The 17,598-nt window shown below is 50.6% G+C and carries 18 protein-coding genes; 5 read left to right on the top strand and 13 right to left on the bottom strand.

Annotated elements, in window-relative coordinates:
- Positions 1 to 131 precede the first annotated feature (131 nt).
- Complete coding sequence (locus IEU85_RS07770; RefSeq protein ID WP_188355694.1) at positions 132 to 425, top strand: helix-turn-helix domain-containing transcriptional regulator; 294 nt, start codon at positions 132 to 134, stop codon at positions 423 to 425.
- Positions 426 to 442: 17 nt separating this feature from the next.
- A complete protein-coding gene (locus IEU85_RS07765) occupies positions 443 to 598 on the top strand; it encodes a hypothetical protein (protein WP_188355693.1) in 156 nt (51 codons plus the stop codon).
- 216 nt (positions 599 to 814) lie between these two features.
- Here IEU85_RS07765 and IEU85_RS08755 read toward each other — a convergent pair whose 3' ends face one another.
- The 4 genes from IEU85_RS08755 to IEU85_RS07745 form a co-directional block, all read right to left on the bottom strand.
- Complete coding sequence (locus tag IEU85_RS08755; protein ID WP_229714839.1) at positions 815 to 1,072, bottom strand: hypothetical protein; 258 nt, start codon at positions 1,070 to 1,072, stop codon at positions 815 to 817.
- A 2-nt stretch (positions 1,073 to 1,074) separates the two neighbouring features.
- Positions 1,075 to 1,284, bottom strand: a complete 210-nt coding sequence (locus IEU85_RS07755) for a hypothetical protein (protein ID WP_188355692.1) — start codon at positions 1,282 to 1,284, stop codon at positions 1,075 to 1,077.
- Between the two features lie 38 nt (positions 1,285 to 1,322).
- On the bottom strand, positions 1,323 to 1,634 hold the full coding sequence (locus IEU85_RS07750; protein WP_188355691.1) for a hypothetical protein: 312 nt from the start codon (positions 1,632 to 1,634) through the stop codon (positions 1,323 to 1,325).
- A 619-nt stretch (positions 1,635 to 2,253) separates the two neighbouring features.
- Positions 2,254 to 3,471 carry an RNA-guided endonuclease InsQ/TnpB family protein gene (locus tag IEU85_RS07745; RefSeq protein WP_188355690.1) on the bottom strand — a complete coding sequence of 406 codons (1,218 nt, stop codon included), beginning with the start codon at positions 3,469 to 3,471 and terminating at the stop codon, positions 2,254 to 2,256.
- 321 nt (positions 3,472 to 3,792) lie between these two features.
- Between IEU85_RS07745 and IEU85_RS07740 the strand changes: the two genes are divergently transcribed.
- Positions 3,793 to 8,112: an LPXTG cell wall anchor domain-containing protein gene (locus IEU85_RS07740; protein ID WP_188355689.1), complete on the top strand. Its 4,320-nt coding sequence runs from the start codon at positions 3,793 to 3,795 to the stop codon at positions 8,110 to 8,112.
- Between the two features lie 216 nt (positions 8,113 to 8,328).
- Positions 8,329 to 11,730, top strand: a complete 3,402-nt coding sequence (locus IEU85_RS07735) for an InlB B-repeat-containing protein (protein WP_188355688.1) — start codon at positions 8,329 to 8,331, stop codon at positions 11,728 to 11,730.
- A gap of 80 nt (positions 11,731 to 11,810) precedes the next feature.
- Here IEU85_RS07735 and IEU85_RS07730 read toward each other — a convergent pair whose 3' ends face one another.
- The 8 genes from IEU85_RS07730 to IEU85_RS07695 form a co-directional block, all read right to left on the bottom strand.
- Positions 11,811 to 12,263, bottom strand: coding sequence for a hypothetical protein (locus tag IEU85_RS07730; protein ID WP_188355687.1), 453 nt, complete (start codon positions 12,261 to 12,263; stop codon positions 11,811 to 11,813).
- A gap of 93 nt (positions 12,264 to 12,356) precedes the next feature.
- Complete coding sequence (locus tag IEU85_RS07725) at positions 12,357 to 12,623, bottom strand: Txe/YoeB family addiction module toxin (protein ID WP_188355686.1); 267 nt, start codon at positions 12,621 to 12,623, stop codon at positions 12,357 to 12,359.
- Positions 12,620 to 12,868, bottom strand: coding sequence for a type II toxin-antitoxin system Phd/YefM family antitoxin (locus IEU85_RS07720; protein ID WP_188355685.1), 249 nt, complete (start codon positions 12,866 to 12,868; stop codon positions 12,620 to 12,622). The genes IEU85_RS07725 and IEU85_RS07720 overlap by 4 nt, the downstream gene beginning before the upstream one ends.
- A gap of 412 nt (positions 12,869 to 13,280) precedes the next feature.
- Positions 13,281 to 13,445: a hypothetical protein gene (locus IEU85_RS07715; protein WP_188355684.1), complete on the bottom strand. Its 165-nt coding sequence runs from the start codon at positions 13,443 to 13,445 to the stop codon at positions 13,281 to 13,283.
- Between the two features lie 3 nt (positions 13,446 to 13,448).
- The gene (locus tag IEU85_RS07710) at positions 13,449 to 13,808 is read right to left on the bottom strand and encodes a hypothetical protein (RefSeq protein ID WP_188355683.1); all 360 of its coding nucleotides are present in this window, start codon (positions 13,806 to 13,808) and stop codon (positions 13,449 to 13,451) included.
- Positions 13,809 to 14,577: 769 nt separating this feature from the next.
- A complete protein-coding gene (locus IEU85_RS07705) occupies positions 14,578 to 14,991 on the bottom strand; it encodes a hypothetical protein (RefSeq protein ID WP_188355682.1) in 414 nt (137 codons plus the stop codon).
- Positions 14,991 to 15,533: a hypothetical protein gene (locus IEU85_RS07700; RefSeq protein ID WP_188355681.1), complete on the bottom strand. Its 543-nt coding sequence runs from the start codon at positions 15,531 to 15,533 to the stop codon at positions 14,991 to 14,993. The genes IEU85_RS07705 and IEU85_RS07700 overlap by 1 nt, the downstream gene beginning before the upstream one ends.
- 14 nt (positions 15,534 to 15,547) lie before the next feature.
- Positions 15,548 to 16,048, bottom strand: coding sequence for a hypothetical protein (locus tag IEU85_RS07695; protein ID WP_188355680.1), 501 nt, complete (start codon positions 16,046 to 16,048; stop codon positions 15,548 to 15,550).
- Between the two features lie 173 nt (positions 16,049 to 16,221).
- Between IEU85_RS07695 and IEU85_RS07690 the strand changes: the two genes are divergently transcribed.
- Positions 16,222 to 17,181 carry a replication protein RepA gene (locus tag IEU85_RS07690; RefSeq protein ID WP_188355679.1) on the top strand — a complete coding sequence of 320 codons (960 nt, stop codon included), beginning with the start codon at positions 16,222 to 16,224 and terminating at the stop codon, positions 17,179 to 17,181.
- Positions 17,182 to 17,367: 186 nt separating this feature from the next.
- Here IEU85_RS07690 and IEU85_RS08750 read toward each other — a convergent pair.
- On the bottom strand, positions 17,368 to 17,598 hold a 231-nt coding region (locus tag IEU85_RS08750; RefSeq protein WP_229714838.1), incomplete at its 5' end, for a hypothetical protein.

The following is a 17,598-nucleotide window of genomic DNA, read 5'->3' as shown; positions in this document are numbered from 1 at the left end:
ATGTATATTACGCTACCAGCATCAACAGCGGCAACACAACCTGTCAAACCAAAAACACAACAGCCGCAAAAAAGAGCAAGGCAACAACGCTCGCACCAAGGCATTTATATCTTATGCGATACCATATTGGCATGGAAACAAATCCATGGGACGCGAGCAAATACCTCAACAGTCAAGAGGACGCTATTGCCTACCTTAACGCTTGCACAGCAACAGGAGACGCACAGCTCATTCAAACAGCAATAGTCGATATTGTTACAGCACAAGGAATGGTCATGCCACTAAAAAATTTTGAACAACACCTCGCCGAACAATACCCCACACAAGAAGATAAAAACCGTCTAGAAGCAGCAGGACGCGAACTTGACGCAGCATACATGCTCATGAAAGCTAGAGAAGCGGCAGGCTTAACCCAGCAAGAATAGGCAAACAGGGAAACATTATGGCAACCACACGCATTGAAGGCGACCTCATCATCACTACACGCGAAGGTGTAGAAGCGCAAAACTACATGAACAAACTCCTCAAACAAGCAACACACTCACAAACACTAGAAGAAGCAAATATTAAGCTAGTAGGTCGCCCACGCACCATGTAGATAAAGCACGTACTCTAGGTGCTGTGCGCTAAACAACACTTGGGTTTGTAATAGATATTGCAGTATGGTGGCGTGCTACTTCCTCTCACCTTTGGGTGCTGGAAACTAGAGACTTTTAGAGGTTGGCTGCCTACTGTAGAGCGCATAATCTGTCCTGATGAATACCTAGGGAGGCTCATATTTTGAGCCTCCCCCCTATAAAACATCTGTACGCTCTTATAGTAAATCCTTCATCATGTTCTCAACGCTATCGTAGGTTTTTCCAATACTTGGGTCTTGTTTTCTCCTACGCACCTCATCTATAGCTTCGATAGTTTCTGCATTAGGGGTCTTAGGCGCTCCTGCACCGAGATGAGAACCTGAATACATGGTACCATCAGACAGCTCAAAGTCGCCTCGCTCGAAAGGGGCAGCCATTTCATCGAGCATTTCATCAGTTACATGATGCTTACGCATAAATCGCTCAATATCCACACTTATCTCCTTTCCACTCCAACCCTAACAGTATTTTCCTGCTTGGCGGTGTCATATCGTGGCTGTTCTGCAAGTGGTCTACCAGCAAAAATGTCATCAAGGTCACTGACCTCAATTTGACGATGTGGTAGCGCTACCACATGCTCCCCTAACTGTGGAGTATGTTCAACAAAATAGTCACTCATAGCCTCGTAACGTTCCTCTTGATTCATAGCCTTCTCCTTTTTAGTGAGTTACCCACCTTAACTATTCAGTGCTGCTGGCTAGGCTGGATATACACTTGGTACACAGCATTACGAATGAGCTGACTGCGCGTTTGACCTACGCTTTTACTAATGGAATCCAATATAGCAATCCAATCATCAGTGAATCGCGTATTAATTCCTTTTGATTCCTTACTAGGCTGTCCTAGGCGCGGTCTGCCCTGCGATAGCCTATGCACCGCTTCTTCTATCGTTGGCGCATCATCAGCAGCAACCATAAACATGTGCTGGAGCATTTGCTTAGATTCTTCACCCTCATAGTGCGTAGCCTTTGATTCATCAAATTCATATTCTTTCATGAGCCTGCTCCTAGTGTAGATATTTTCCTTGTACCGCATTGACATGGAACACATGTATGCGTCCATTTCTTTCTTGTCTCATAACTATTTCTATGTATGGGACGAGTGGGTCTCCATGATGTTTGCCGATGAATCGCACGTATGTTTGACCATTCTCCATGTACATGTCGTGGCTTATAGGGTGTTGTACTGCGTAGAGTACGTCATCGAGCGTGTAGCCATGTTTGCTGGCTGATGTTTCAAATTCGATGCCTCTGTCTAGTACCATACTAGTATTGTATCACAATAATGTATCACAATAATGTGGTGTATTAAAACAACTCAACCATCCTGCCACCGAATAGCGGCACGGTCAATACGTTCTCCGGTTAAAGAAAACGTCTCGACAAGTCGAACATACTCAATACAATGAATGCTGTCGAAGGTAACAGGTCACATCTCCCAAAGCTGGTGCGCTGGCACAAGATAGACTTACAGGGAGATGGTTGCATTCGGCGAGGCGCTTGTTATTCGCGTCTCTTTCTCTTAGACTTGACTCCCTCCCCCGACTGAAGTCAAGGGATTCCTCCCCTCGCAGGGAGGAGTTTCCTGTAGGTTTAGACGATTCACACTCTGTTGTTCACCGGAGTGTCGCTTCGGTGAGGCGTGAATCCCCGCAGGCTCGAACCGCCAGTCCGGCGGATAGTATGTTTACGGCGGCGTTCAGGTCGCGGTCTTGCACGGTATGGCAGTATGGGCATTCCCATGTTCTGACGTCCAATGTCTTCCTGCCAGTGTTTTTGCCGCACGTGTGGCAGATTTGACTGCTGGGATACCATTGGTCGATGACTGTGAGTTGGCGTCCGTACCATTCGGCTTTGTATTCGAGCATGGTGCGGAATTGTCTCCAAGCCGCGTCCCGGATGCTTTTGTTCAGACCGCTTTTCGCCCTCTGCCCGTTGGGGAGGTACTGTCCCGAATTGTCCGGGTCAGTTTTCGGCTTGCAGCGTCGGCTCATGTTCGCGACAGCCAAGTCCTCGATGACAACCGTTTGGTTTTCACGGATGATTCTGGTCGAGAGCTTGTGGAGAAAGTCTGTGCGACTGTCCTTGACCTTCACATACGCCTTAGCCACCTTCAACCGGGTTTTCCGATAGTTATTGCTTCCTTTCTTCTTCCGGGCGAGTTTTCGTTGCGCCAGCCGAAGTTTCTTCAAGTGTTTTCTCAAGTATCGTGGATTGTCGATTTTTTCACCATTGCTGAGGATAGCGAAGTGTTCCAATCCCATGTCGATGCCGACCATGTTTCCATTCTTGGCTGGTTGGAGGATGACATCTTCGACCAGTATGCTGACGTGCCAACGTCCAGCCGCGTCCAAACTGACCGTCACACTGGACGGTCGGCTTTCGCGTGGCAGGGTGCGCGACCAACGTATATGCAATGGTTCGCGCATCTTCGCCAACGTCAGCGTCCTGCGCTCCCCATCCCATGTGAATGCGGAGACGGTGTAGGTGGCGGAACCGCCCTCGTGTTTCGCTTTGAATCTCGGATAGGAGCCGGTCTTGTCGAAGAACCTCTTGAATGCGGTCTGCAAATGCCGTAGCGATTGTTGCAGTGGGACGGACGACACTTCCGTCAGATAGGAGTGTTCCTTGGTCTTCTTCCAAGCGGTGAGCATTCGGCTCGTGTCCTTGTAGCCGACCTTCTCCCGGTGGAGTGTCCACGCGGTCGAGCGTGCGTCCAAAGCCATATTGTACACCTTGCGGCAGCATCCCAGAGTACGACGAAGCATATTCTCCTGTTCCGTCATGGGGTAGAAGCGGAACCGGTATGCCCGCTTTACTGTCTTGGTGTTCATGTTTCCATTATAGCACCCTCTTTTACATATGTGAGCTAGAATTGTAAAAGAGAAGCGCCTTATATCCCCCGGCTAAAGCCGGAGGTTTTACGGCGCAACACATAAGAGGGCGACACTATTCAAGTCTCGCCCTCCTTTTTGTATGCAATAGCTCGCTCTTACTGTCTGTCTTTGGTTGTCGTGTTGCGTTCGTTTTGTATTACAGTCTATAATTAAAGCAAGCACAATACTCGTCTCTCAACCCATAGTCCCCTAACCGGTTACGCGGGTTGGCGCGTGCTGTGCAATATCGACCATATTCTAAGCACATTTGGAGGGTGCATGGAATCCCCAACAGAAAGAAACAATACAAGCAAGTGGAGTAAAGCATGGAAACCCGTGGTGGCTTCGGTGCTTGCTGTTGCCACGCTCGGTACTGGCGCTGTCGCCGCGTATGCTGCGGGTGAGGGCGACCATGGTGATGGTGCTGGTGGTGAAGCCGTCCCGATGAGCATCATGTGGGAGTATAAGGATGATGCTTCCGGCTCATTCGGTTCTGCCGCTGACCCGCAGAGCGTGGTGAATGCGTTTAATGCGGCTGGTATCACTATCAAAAATGGTGGCATGGATAGGATTAGGACGACTTTAGAGCGTGCTCGTGTTAAGTGCGCAACCGGGTTCATGGCTCGTCACCCGAATCAGGGTGACGGTGAGTGCCGTGTTGTAGCTGTGGGTGCTCCTATTCACGCGGGTAAGCGCTCATGGGATGAAAATTTAGCTTGGACACCCCGTGACGATTGGAAGAACGCATGGGACACTCTCGTTAAACCCAACAAATACAACTACGGTGGTCTACGACCATACATGACATCACAACCATTCGATGACGACCCCGGACGCAGCGTAGACAGCATCGCCTACGAACAAATGCCAGACAGCACCGGCAAAGACAAGCGCAACCTCATCATCATCGTACTCGACAAAAACCAGCCAGCACCACCAAACTACCGCCTACACGTGGAAACCGACCGCGCCGCAGCAAGCCAATACAAAGTCGGCGACACCAACCCCGTAGCCGACACCATCCACACCAAGCCAGTCAGCCCACAAAACGGCAACGAGCAAATGGATGTCAAACCAGAAAACATCAACGCCACTGTATGGTTGAACGTTGATACTGATGACAAGTTCTACCTCACCAAGCCACAAGCCGTATCCAAACAAGTAACCCTACCCAACAACGGCACCACCAAAAGCCCAGACTTCACGCCAGCGGACTTCGGGTGGAAAACATGGCAAAAAGGCACCTACTGGTTCGACATTGACGTGCCAAAACAAGGCAACATGGACAGTGCGGTAAACACCAACGACCGTGACGGTAGGGAAATGTTCGATGTGGTAGAAGAGCCACCAACCGAACTCACCAAAACCATCGACAAGCCAGTATCCGCAAGCCGCATGACCAACACCACGCGCATCACCACTGGTACGGGTCGTGGTGGCTATCAGATGACGATTACCGACCATATCAACCCTAACGGTATTGACTACAGTATCAGCAACATGAAGGTTACTGATTTGACCGACAAGAAAGATGTTACCAGCCAGTATCAAACCACGTGGGATAAGAATGCGAACACGGTTACCGCAGTCTACAATCCAAACAATGGTACGCTACCATTCAAAGAAACGGATATGCTGCCATTGAACCATAAGATTGAGTTCAGTTTCGGCGTGACTGTGGATAAGCCATCTGATTTTAAGCAGGTGAAGGATACGGCAGACCGCACGTGGAATCACGAGCCAGCAGTTTCCACTGATGAGAAGCGTTTTGACACGTGGCAGCCTAAGCCTGATAAGTCTTGGATTAGGTTTGATAAGGCTTCGGGTAAGTGGCAGGCGGTTATCGACCCTGAGCATAGTAACGCTACGGGCGCGGACACGATGACCTTTTTGGACGGCGATAAAGTAGGCTCCGTGGTGAACGGCACTATCGGCAAGAACCTGATTGCCGCCCCAGAATCCCTCACTTTGACTGACGACTATAAGAACGCGGACTACGTGTGGGACACCGTTAAGGATGTTAAGCAGATGCGCGTGTACGAGGCGGACGCGGACACTGACCGTAAGAGCAGTGTCGCAGACATTATTAACACGGGCAAGGATGTGACCAGCGAGTGGAATATCACGGTTAAAGGCACGGTGGTGACCGCTACCGCCAAAGCCTCCTATCTCAAAGGCTTGAAGGGTCTCACCAAGGCTAAGCAAATCACCCTCTTCATCCCGGGAACCATTAACTTGGCGAACGGTAAAGGCGCAGCACAAGCACGCAAAGACTTCGGCAAGCAGCCGGGAGACGAACTCACCACGTGCGTAAACCCAAACACTGGCAGTGATGTTAATGGCGGTAAGCTCTCCAACAGTGGCGCAGAACAACTCAACAACCACAATGTCGCCACCAACGAGCCTCATATTTGCGTATACACGCCACCAGTAAAGAAGAAAATCATCGCCGAAAGCTCACAGGGCGGCGACCAAGCCAACATCGAACTCAAAACCGTGTACCCCGGGCAGAAAGTAGAATACCAGCTGGTCACCCAGCCAAAACTACCAAACAACCTAGGCTACACCATTGAAAAAGTTGGCGTAACCGACACCTACGACCCATTCCTCACCCCAGACAAGCAAACCGTGGAAGTCACCGACCTGAACACCGCCACCATGATTGCGAAAACACGCTACACCACCAAGTGGGATGACAAGAACCACCAGTTCCAGCTCACCTTCGACAGCAAGTTCGCGCAAGAACAGTGGAAAAACGGTCAAAACCCGCGTCTCCTTGTCCGCTTCGAGGGCACGGTGCGTAAGGACGCTCCAACCACTAAGACTGTGGATAACGAGTGGAAGCTGACATTAAACAACAGCATCACCCCATCCAACATTGTCAAGGTTGAGCCACCAGAGCTCGAACCACACAAGCAGGACAAGAGCATCAAAAACAAGAGCGTAAACATTGACGGCAAAACCCTACTGGTAGGCGAACAAGGCTTATACCAGCTATCTTTGGACGCAACCGACAACAACAACGCTTACAAAGTATGGCGACTAGGCATGACGGATGATTTTGACGAAAAATACGTGAAAATCAACCCGCAGGACATCACCGTACTGTCTGACACTGGCAAAGACGTGACCGGCAAGTTCAATGTTCAAGTCAAGAACGGTGTCGCCTACATTTACGCCAAAACCGTAGACACGCTGATTCCAGCAACCGGCGAAAACGCAAAAGGCGACCCACAGCCAAGCGACCTTGCAGCCTACAGCAAACTCGACCGCAAGTACAACCCGTTGAAAGACCCAAGCATTGACCAAACCCTGCTTGGACACCGCTACACTATCGAACTGCCATACACGGTCATCGCCGGCGGCAACAACACGGTAGTGAAAAACACGGCACTGCAAGTCACCAACGATTTGAAGAAGCAAACCGAAACCGTCAAGAACCCAATCAAGGAAATCAACCCTGACAAGGACGTGACCATCAAGGTGAATGGTGAAAGCAAGGACACGCAAGCCATCTACTTGAACTCCGACTTCTTGTACCAGCTGGATTCCTCCACTATCCCAACCAACCGCGCTTACCCTCAGGTAGCGAAGTGGGGTATTGACGACCAGCTCGACCCAACCGTAGACCAGCTGTCCGGTCAGTGGGCAGTGTACGCGAACGCTGACCTGTATAAGGATGGTAAGAAGGTTGCCGCTAAGGGCGATAAGCTCGATGGAAGCAAGTTCAAGAGCACGCTCGGTGAACTGTTCACTGCGAAACTTGACCCTAAGACCGGCGCAGTGAGTATTCAAGCCACCGCCGCTTATCTCAAGATGGTGTCCGCTGACACCGTTCATGAGCAAGCATGGCGCGCCTACATTCAAGTCAAGCGCATCGCCATCGTTGAGCATCATGAGAACCAGTTCGTTGAGCATTTCGATGACAAGAATCTTGAAAGCAACATCGTGTGGACATACACTCCAGACCTAACCCCTAGCCTGCACGTTGAAAAGTACGATGTGGAAACCGGCGAAGTGTTGGGTGACCGTGACGATGTGAAGGATGCTTTGCAGATTCACGGCGACTGGGTGGAAATCGGCTTCAAGATTACAAACACGAGCAAGACTGACCCAAGGACTGGTAAGGGTGCAACCTTTACTGGTAAGAACTTGAAGCTCACCGACAAGACCATTGCCGGCGTGGGTACGGTTGAAGATTTCAAGTACCCGGACGGTTGGGACACGCTCGTGTTGAAGCCGGGTGAAAGCACCGTGGTGACTGGCACGCTTAAGGGCGTGAACGCTGGCGACAAGCACACTGACCGCGTGCAGGTTACTGGTAAGCCTAACGTGGTGTGCCCTGTCACTGACCCTGACCCGTTCAACACGAACACCGGTAAGACTGGCGAGACCAGTGAGGACGGTGGCATGACCACTGAGTGCGATGCCCCAGAAGTCACCTCCAACACGGACGACTGGAGCGGCTACAAGCTCACTTTGGCTGAGACTGGCGCACAAACCGCCACCATGCTCATGGTTGCGGCAGGTAGCCTCTTGGCTGGCGCGCTCGGCTTACACACGGTACGCCGCCGTAATCGTGCACGTCATATTGCCTAACCCATGCACGTGAGAGTGTTAGCTGTCTCCCATTCGGGGCGGCTAACACTCCCCCTCCTCCAATATGTTGCGTGGTGTGCGACTGTTAATCCCCGCTTTTCGCATACCACGCTCCCTTTTTATGAAGAGAGTAAAAATGCACAAAACGTATACCCTCCCCCAAGAAAAATAGGGAGAAAAATCACAGCGCTCCTCGCCGCCACAGCCACCATGCTGATGGTTGGCATCACCAGCGCATCAGCCAACATTGACACCCCAATACAACACACCATCCCAGTACGCAACATCACAGACGTTCCAGCAAACACAGTCGGTAACATTATCGACACTTACGACATGCTCAACCATGGCAGTATCACTATTCAACAAGGCTTCCGACAAGTCAATGGCGACTTTAGCATAGAGTGCAGCGACCCCAGCAGAAACATCTGCTACCAAGCCAGCGACCCGACAAACATTGCAACCATCAACCATATCGGATACTGGACAGACGAAAACGGTAATAAACATTGGGTGAACGCCACATTCGCCACCCCACAAAATCCCAACGTAATCATGTATCAAGGCGGATACAATGTGAACGGTCATAAAAGCGTAGGATTCAGCATATATAACGTAATGCTCTCACCGGGCAGTGAAACCCTCGACATCACCATGCATTTAACCAGCGAGGACGGCAGTAGCCTACAAGGCAAAGAATTCCTCACCGGCATCAGCGACCTAGACGAAAAAGAAGGCGTGGAACTCGTTAGCGGAGCAACAGCTATCTACAAAACCCCTGACACGGGCGGGCACCTCAAAGAATACGGCATAAACGGGTATCAAGGTTTAGACGAATCAGAAAACAACGTGGAGCTAAACGACCATATTATGCAACACATGCTCCTCACTACCGTAAAACCTGATTTCACCATGCGATACTATGTTGGAGCACTCTACGACTACACTACGCGAGGCATCTACCTGCACCCTATCCAGCCTCCACAAGCCACACTCACTCTCAACGCAGGCAATGGCATCCCCACGGACGATGACCACAAGCAAACATTCGTCACCGGCAACTCAACCACTGCGCCAAACAACCCATACACTCGAAAAGGGTACTCGTTCATCGGGTGGAAGACACCATACGGCGCAAACTATAAGCCCGGAGACCCCATTACTATCAGTCGTAACATGGAGCTGATTGCCCAGTGGCAGGCTGATAGTGCGCAACTGAACTATGATGCGAACGGCGGTGCTGGCACCATGCCACCAACCAAAGGTCACACTGATGAGCAGGTTACTGTTGCAAACAACGAGTTCACGCGCAACGGCTACAAGTTCATGGGCTGGAACACTAAACCATCAGGCGGCACCAGTGTGAACGTAGGAGCAAAATACACGCTACCAGCAGGAGGAGCAACCCTCTACGCGCAGTGGAAAGCGAACCCAGCTCAAGTCACTTACGACCCTAACGGGGGCTCGGGAACTATCCCACCAACCACAGGAAACGTGGATGAAACCGTGAAAATCACGCCAGACAAGCCAACCCGCGGCGGGTATACGTTCACTGGTTGGAAAGACTGCAACGCTACAGCTACGTATCATGCAAGCCAGCAGGTAACCCTACCCGACGGCGGTTTACGCTTGTGCGCTCAATGGTCTGCCGACAAAACACAACTCGCCTACGACCCTAACGGTGGAACAGGGAAAATGACCCCAACCGTTGGTCACACGGACGAGCAGGTCACCGTATCCGAGAACGGGTTCACCCGTAAAGGATACACGTTCACCGGGTGGGCTACAAAGCCAGCGGACGGTACAACAGTCAAACCACAGTCGAAAGTAACCCTCCCCGCCGGCGGCATGACCCTATACGCGCAATGGCAAGCGAACCCAAGTAGCCTCACCTATGACCCTGACGGCGGTGAAGGTGACTTCCCTCCAGTAAACGGACACGTGGACGACAAGATAACCGTAACCAGCACCCCACCAACCCGCAAAGGTTACTCGTTCACCGGGTGGAAAGACTGCACTACGGCTAGCAGCACCACCATCTACCACGCTAACAGTCCACTCACCCTACCAGACGGCGGTATCCGCTTGTGCGCACAATGGTATGCGCTACCAGCACGCCTCGTGTACATGCATAACGGCGGCAACGGCATGATGCCAGCCACCACGGGGCACACTGACAGTGACGTGCGAGTGGCAGACAGCCAGTTCACGCGCAACGGGTACACGTTCACCGGCTGGAACACCAAGGCTGACGGGACAGGCACTCCAGTTGCCGTAAACTCCACATTCCGCCTGCATATTGGCGACAGTATCGTGTACGCGCAGTGGAAAGCCAACCCTGCTCAACTCATCCTCAACCCTAACGGTGGTGTAGGCGACACGGCAACCTTGAATGGTGTGACCGGCGGTCAAGTATCCACTACGGGGCATGTGCCAACCCGAGCAGGCTACACGCTCACCGGCTGGAACACCAGCAAGGACGGCAATGGCGTGGGGCACGCGCCAGAAACCGAGTACACGCTGCCAGCGGGAACAACCACATGGTTTGCACAGTGGACTGCAAACAAGGCTATCGTCTCCTATAATGCGAACGGCGGCGCGGGTATCATGAGTGACGTGGAAACCATTACGGACGCGACCGTGACGGTCGCTAAAAACGGGTTTGAACGTAAGGGTTACTCGTTCACAGGGTGGGCTCTCACTCCTCAAGGCACGGTAGCGTATCAGCCTCAGGATGCGTTGAAAGTGTCTCGCCAGCCGCTCGTCTTGTACGCCATGTGGGCTGCTAACCCAAGCCGCATCACTTATAATCTTAAGGGCGGTGATAGCGTTATCCCGAACACGGTTGGTAAGGTTGATGAGACCGTGCATGTGACTGATAAAACCCCGACACGTAAGGGTTACTCGTTCAACGGGTGGAAGGATTGCAAGGCGAACACCGTGTATCAGCCAAACAGTGAGATTACGCTCCATGATGGTGGTGTCGCATTGTGTGCCGAGTGGTCTGCGAACCCTAGCCAAGTCACGTATGACCCGAACGGCGGTACGGGTGTCACTAACCCGACCACGGGTGAGGTTGATGAAACCGTTAAGGCTGCGGGTAGCGGGTTCGAGCGTAAAGGCTACTCGTTTACGGGTTGGAATGTGAAGCCTGACGGGTCGGGTGATGTCATGCAGCCGGCGGATAGTATTACGCTGCCTGATGGTGGCATGGTGTTGTACGCCATGTGGTCTGCGAACCCATCTCAAGTCACCTATAATCTCAAGGGCGGAGACGGCAGTATCCCAGACACTAAGGGTCACGTGGATGAAACCGTGAAAGTTACCGGCAAGACACCAAGCAGAAACGGATACCAGTTCACCGGCTGGAAGGAGTGCAAGACTAGCACTCCGTACAAGGCGGGCAGTGAGATTACACTCCCTGACGGTGGCGTGGAACTGTGCGCACAGTGGGATAAACTCCCTGAACCGGTCGAACCTGCTGAGCCTGAACAGTCAGTGTTGGCGAGCACGGGCGCGAATATTGCACTGGCTGCGATAACTAGTGTACTGCTTGCGGGTGTTGCGGGCGTGCTGCTTGTGCGTACTCGTAGAACCGGCAGGCATCGTGTGAGGTAGTCTAGCCGCTGCCTAGCAAAAGTGGAGCCTCAACCAACATGATTGCTGGTTGAGGCTCTATCGTTTGCAAGCGCAGCACGCTATCCCTGCATACTCTTGCTCATAAACTCATTCAACTCGTCACCGCTCAACAAACTCACCGCGCGAGGATTACGGTAATTTTCCGTACTCTCACTGAACATGTTCACTTGCACCCACACGTTACTGAACGTGTCATCTCCGTGGAAACGTTCAGGAATCTTATACATGTAGGATACGAGGTATTCCATTCTGATGTCGATGTGGTTAATTGCCCCATTGTAGAATGTGCTTGCATTGTAGTCTGTGTACACGTAAGCTGCGGTGGTAAGATAATCCTCCATATCTTCAGCCAGCTCTGCAACTGTTGTGTTGAGATTGAAATATGCGATAATCTGCTCGAAGTCGATAGTATTCGTGTCCACTGGGAACGTGCCAGTCGCTGGAGATTTATCACTAGTGTCGGGTAGCGCGTTCACGGTGAATACGTGAGCGCTTGTTTGATTACATGCCATAACGCATTTACTCCTTATCGATTGTTGTGTGTTCATGGTTTTATTGTAGGCGGTGAGGTGTTGCACTACGTAGCCTGTTTTGCACCTGCCGCACTACTCGCCGTAATGCGTCCACAAGCGAATAATTTTCACTACATGACGCTCTTCATCTACCTCATAAACAAAACGGTGCTGTAGTGTAATACGCCGTGAATAGATACCCTGCATATTGCCTACCAGTTTTTTGAATGACGGTGGCGTTTGAAAAGGGTTGTCGCCAACAACATCCATGAGCGCACGCACTTTAGGAAGCAAGCCTGAAGCGGTAATTTTTTGCAAATCTTTAACCGCCTGCTTGGTCATAACTAGTTCATATTTCACGACAGAATCTCACTTACAGGAATGCAATCTTCGACAGGGGTATTCTTTCCCTCGATAATGCTTTGCTCCATACCGGGAATTGATGTAAGGTATAGCGTTTCCATCATGTTGTCGTATTCTTCTTCGCTTAATACTACAACGTTGCCGTTTTTAGAACTCACTGTTATTGGTTCGTTGTATGCGATAGTTTGTTCAAGCATTCCAAATAAGTTACGGCGAAAGTTGGTTGCGGTTGTGGTAACCATAGTAATCCTCCCCTGCTAAACATGTACAGTATAACGTACATGATAGTGTAGCGTCAAGAGCTGTTTAACCATCATGGTGGCACACAGAACAAGACAATATTGGCTTGCCCTAACCCTGTAGATGCGCTCGTGCGGCAGGTGGATACGAAATTATGGTTTTTGTTTCCTCTTGAGATATGATGCTAGTACAGAATAACTATCGCACGCAAACACGCACGGAAAAGAAGGGTGGTGAATTGAAGCATGTTAAGAACAATATTTGGTATAGCAGGCGCTATATGGGGATTTTTTCTTTTTTGGGTAATCCCAGCTGTGGTAAGATTCACCATTCGAGTGGTTGGCGCTATTGTTCGAGCAGTTGTAGTCGGCGCTTCTTGGGTGTATTACAAGATTTGCGAATCGCGTTAAACCGTTAAAAATCAGGTTCTTCCTCACCCGTATCCACATCAATATCAATCACATCAGGCTGGTAGCGTTGCAGATTCTGAAAATACGTGAGCATCGTCTCCAACCTTGTTTGAGAGAGTGACGCTTCCCGCACAGCTTGCGCGAGACGAGCATAATGCGTGTACAACATACGCTACTCTTCAATCAAACGCTCATACGCTTCCACAGCCTCCAACACACCATTCTCGTGTATCGTGTTGAGAAGCTGCTGCACCACAGTAAGGAATTGAGGAAAATCCACGTTACCGTAGGATTCCACGCCACTAGTCTTGTTACTGAAATATGCGTGTTCAATAGTCGGATAAGTGATATACATGTTCAAGCAGATTTCCGCATTCAGATAGTTGAATGTGATGTACACTTGGTTTTCACTCATGAGGCTCATCGTCACTGTGGTTTCAGGATGCAGGTAGGTGTCGAGCTGCTGTCGTAGCGCTTGGCTTGCCGTGTTGTTAGCTGCTCGAAGAATCGGGTTGAACATGTTAGTGTTCACTTGTTTCCCTCCTTCTCCCTCTTGTTGCGTGTGGCTGCTTGCACTTCTTCCTCCCTATCGCAGTTGGTGCTGACGCGGCAAAGTGACCACCACATGAGGTTGATGGAGATAACGCTGATGAGAATGATAATGTATAAGATGATGCGCATAGTAGACTGCTCTTTTCTTCACGTAACATTTTGTTGTTACTTTAATACTATGCTGTGAAACGTTATTGTGGAAATAAACACGGCTACTGCCGCACAATGCTATAGAAATAAAAAGGTGAGCGGAAGAACTGCCACTGAGAAAGCGAGAGTTTTGTCGCCTTGTCGCCAGCAGTCATGCCGCTCACTAGTTTTTAACTGTACCATAACGGCTAGTCTACGAACCCCTGCCCTTGAGAGTGGGTGCGGCTACTGTTCAACAAGCTCGCTTCACCAAGATTCACAGCCTACAATAACAGGCAACAAAACAAGCAGAAAGAAGCACACCATGCCCACAGGAATAACCATCACCTGCACACAATGCGACACCGCCGCCACCCTACCGCTACCAGCACCACGAAAATACGACAATCCCAAAGAGTACGCCATCTGCGAGCTCTACGAACAGGATTGGATATTCGACAACGACAGCCTACAAGAAGCAGTATGCCCCAACTGCACCACCTACACGTGTAGAGACTGTGGCGGCGAACACACTGCCCCATGCAGCCAGCTCGAAGAGGACGGGTGGCAGCTCAACAGAGGCAGCACACACCCGTATGAAGGACTATGCGCCGATTGCGCTAATAGGCGAGCGTACTATAGTCGGTCGGGTATTCCGGAACTCCGTGCAAGCTCATACTACCGATACTAGAAGGTGGGGTTCCGAGAGAAAAACGCTGTTCAAGCGCGAACGCCTCCCCCACCACATCGAGTAGGGTACGGCTTAACTTGCCATCAACCCGCTCCACATTACGGTAATGGTATACGGCAGTGGTATCGCCACTATGGCGTATTCTCATATTCACTTGAGCCACCTGCCAAGGCTGGTCAAACCCGAATCGGACAAGCAGAATACTGCACCAATTGCACTCGTATAGCATGTCCGATACCATGCCACCAATATCAGCGGCACGGAATGTAATCGGCTGCTCAAAATCATGCTTCACGCGCATAGTGAACGGGATAATCGCCGCTTCCTTACTCACACCAGCCATCATGCCTCCACTCTCGTTGCGTAAATTAAACTCGTACTCGTATACTTGAGTGCCTCAGCAAGCGGCTGAGCGCCAGCCACCGTGTAGTATTGAAACTCGTCAAGATTATCAGCCTCACCCGTGTGAATGTCGGAGAGCGCGAACCACAGTTTTTTCTCACCATAGTAGAGCGTGGGCACGGTCGTATACCCGTTGAAACTCAATCCGGGCGAATACTGTTGCCCCATCAAGTCAATACGAGCGTCAAGAAACGTGTACATGCCCGTATCAGCGTCCACAACAAGGCGCAGAAACCGTTGCACAGCTTCCATTCTGCTGACAGAAGCTACAGAAGCCACCGGCAGGAGGAGCTTGCCGCCATGGTGTTGGGCGTGCTGCGCGTACATGTCAATGTAGGTTGGGGCGGTGAGGTTCACTGACTGTAAGTCGTTGCGATTGTTGTAGTTTAACGTGAACCCCGGCGCTGGAGTAATTTCATACTGGGTTGCTCGAATGTAACGTTTATTCGTGCGCTGCACCACGTACTGTGTAAATTTCATCATGCACCACCCCTGTTTTACGCGCGTGGGGCGATAATCATTTCCGTGTGAGACGAGTGAGCGCTCATGAACTCTCTGCTCAACGGGGTGACTTCAACGAGTTCTTTACCAACTCTTCGGTAGCGTATCTTATTGTATGCTTCAATATCAATCACTGTTTCGCGTACTTGTTCGACAGCAACCCAACAGCCTGTAGGAGCTGCGGGGAACCCGTCAGGAATCTGGTAGGGGCTTTCCGTGTTCCATGTTTGTGGATTATAGTCGGAACCAAATTCAATGACTTCCGCCACGAGCGCGCGCATGGTTGCTGAGTTCAGGAAAATAACATGCTCGCACCGTTCGTTTAGTGTTGCGGGCACGAACATGCTAGAGAATGGAATGAGCGCTGTTTCATGGGTTTTCGCGTAGTCCGCGTACAGGGCGATGAACAGTTCGGGCGGCGTGTAGGGCACTCCCGGGGTTATGCCTGATGGGATTTCTTTTAATAGGCTTTCGCCTTGAATAATACTAGTGTTCACCGTGGTTTCCTTTCCTGTATTGGGTGTTAGTGCACGTTAAAGAACGGTATGGCGAACTACCATTAAACCGTGTGCGCTACTGTTGTGTGTTGCTTTAATACTATCCTTTAAGTGTTTTTCTAGCAAAAGCCGTGTTGCAGTACGCTACGGTGGTGGCGTGTACACTAGAACGTATGGTAGATGTGTTAGACGAAAACTTTGAAGGCGCGTACCCGCAGCGTAACAGCGCGGAGGAGAAAGCTCTCCAGCAAGCCTATAAGGTGAGTGATATTCTCAACCGTGAGCCAAGCCGTAAGGAAATCTGGTACGGTCACACGCTTTTGACGAGCGCATTGTTTCCTGCTACCGAACCGAAGAACGACCCTGATTATGTGATGAAAACGAACGGTTCTTACGAGTATATGCTTGAGGCTGGCGTGGATTCAGTGAGTAAGGAGCGTAAGTTTCCGTTTGGGAAATACCCTCGACTGGTGATGGCGTGGATGAGTAAGCAGATTCGTGCTGCTGGTGATAAGGAAACTGCTTTTGTGGTGCCCAGTAAGCATATGATTATTATTCACAGTGTGAACCGGTTGTGTGATGAGATTGGCTTGGGGCATGGTGGGCGCACGGTTGAGCAGATGCGCGTGCAGCTTCGCCGTTTGCTTGCCGCGCGTATTAGTATTCATAAAATTAACCGTGTGGGCGATAAGGTTATGTCGGACACGTTGTATTTGCCGTTGATTGAGGCTGTGCGTGATTTTGAGGATGCTGCGGATGGTTCGCTTGCGTTTGTGTTGAGTGAGCAGGTGTGGGAGCGTTTGGCTCGTGATAGTGCGCCGTTTGATACTCGCGCGGCTGTGGTGTTGTTGAATGGGCGTAGTGTGCTCGCGTATGACGTGTATGTGTGGCTTACTGCTTCTATGCATGGGTTGCGGTATCCAATTACGGTGTCGTGGGATTGGCTGTATGAGCGGTTTGGGGAGAATATTACAGTGAAGCGAAAGTTTAAGTATAAGTTTAAGCAGACGTTGGAGAAGGTGAGTTTGGTGTACCCGTTGGCTCATTGGGAGGTTATTAGTGAGGGTGTGGTGTTGTATCCATCTCCTACAAGTGTGAGTGCTAAGCGGGTGAGGCAAGTGTTGGAGAGCTAGTTTGGTTTGCTATAAATAAAAATATAATAGTATATAACTATATGGGGTGTGGGTTTTGCTTGTTGTGGCAAGGGGTTTGAGGGGTTTACTGTCCTCGTTTGTCCACGTGCTTGTCCGTGTTTGTCCACATGTTTGTCCTTGTTAGTCCACATAGAGTGTTCCCGTTAGTCCACGCGCTTAGGGTGCTTATCTGGTGAGTGTCCTTGTTAGTCCACGTGTTTTGTTCCCGTTATCCCATGGTTTTCCACGATTGTCCTTGTTAGTCCATGGTTTTCCACGGGATAGTTGCGTTCGGATTGTGTGAGCGCTTACTGTCCTCGTTTGTCCACGTGTTTTGTTCCCGTTATCCCATGGTTTTCCACAGAATAACGGTTTTGTTCTTGTTTGTCCACGTGCTTGTCCGTGTTTGTCCACATG

Source organism: Galliscardovia ingluviei (assembly GCF_014635685.1).
Lineage (GTDB): Bacteria > Actinomycetota > Actinomycetes > Actinomycetales > Bifidobacteriaceae > Galliscardovia > Galliscardovia ingluviei.
Note: the sequence above shows the minus strand (reverse complement) of the source record. Positions and strands in the feature narration are given on the sequence as shown.

Coding starts and splice junctions, on each gene's coding strand:
- IEU85_RS07770 (WP_188355694.1), top strand. CDS start 132: ATGGAAACAAATCCATGGGACGCGAGCAAATACCTCAACAGTCAAGAG.
- IEU85_RS07765 (WP_188355693.1), top strand. CDS start 443: ATGGCAACCACACGCATTGAAGGCGACCTCATCATCACTACACGCGAA.
- IEU85_RS07755 (WP_188355692.1), bottom strand. CDS start 1,284: ATGAATCAAGAGGAACGTTACGAGGCTATGAGTGACTATTTTGTTGAA.
- IEU85_RS07750 (WP_188355691.1), bottom strand. CDS start 1,634: ATGAAAGAATATGAATTTGATGAATCAAAGGCTACGCACTATGAGGGT.
- IEU85_RS07745 (WP_188355690.1), bottom strand. CDS start 3,471: ATGAACACCAAGACAGTAAAGCGGGCATACCGGTTCCGCTTCTACCCC.
- IEU85_RS07740 (WP_188355689.1), top strand. CDS start 3,793: ATGGAATCCCCAACAGAAAGAAACAATACAAGCAAGTGGAGTAAAGCA.
- IEU85_RS07735 (WP_188355688.1), top strand. CDS start 8,329: ATGGTTGGCATCACCAGCGCATCAGCCAACATTGACACCCCAATACAA.
- IEU85_RS07730 (WP_188355687.1), bottom strand. CDS start 12,263: ATGGCATGTAATCAAACAAGCGCTCACGTATTCACCGTGAACGCGCTA.
- IEU85_RS07720 (WP_188355685.1), bottom strand. CDS start 12,868: ATGGTTACCACAACCGCAACCAACTTTCGCCGTAACTTATTTGGAATG.
- IEU85_RS07715 (WP_188355684.1), bottom strand. CDS start 13,445: ATGTTGTACACGCATTATGCTCGTCTCGCGCAAGCTGTGCGGGAAGCG.
- IEU85_RS07705 (WP_188355682.1), bottom strand. CDS start 14,991: ATGGCTGGTGTGAGTAAGGAAGCGGCGATTATCCCGTTCACTATGCGC.
- IEU85_RS07700 (WP_188355681.1), bottom strand. CDS start 15,533: ATGATGAAATTTACACAGTACGTGGTGCAGCGCACGAATAAACGTTAC.
- IEU85_RS07690 (WP_188355679.1), top strand. CDS start 16,222: ATGGTAGATGTGTTAGACGAAAACTTTGAAGGCGCGTACCCGCAGCGT.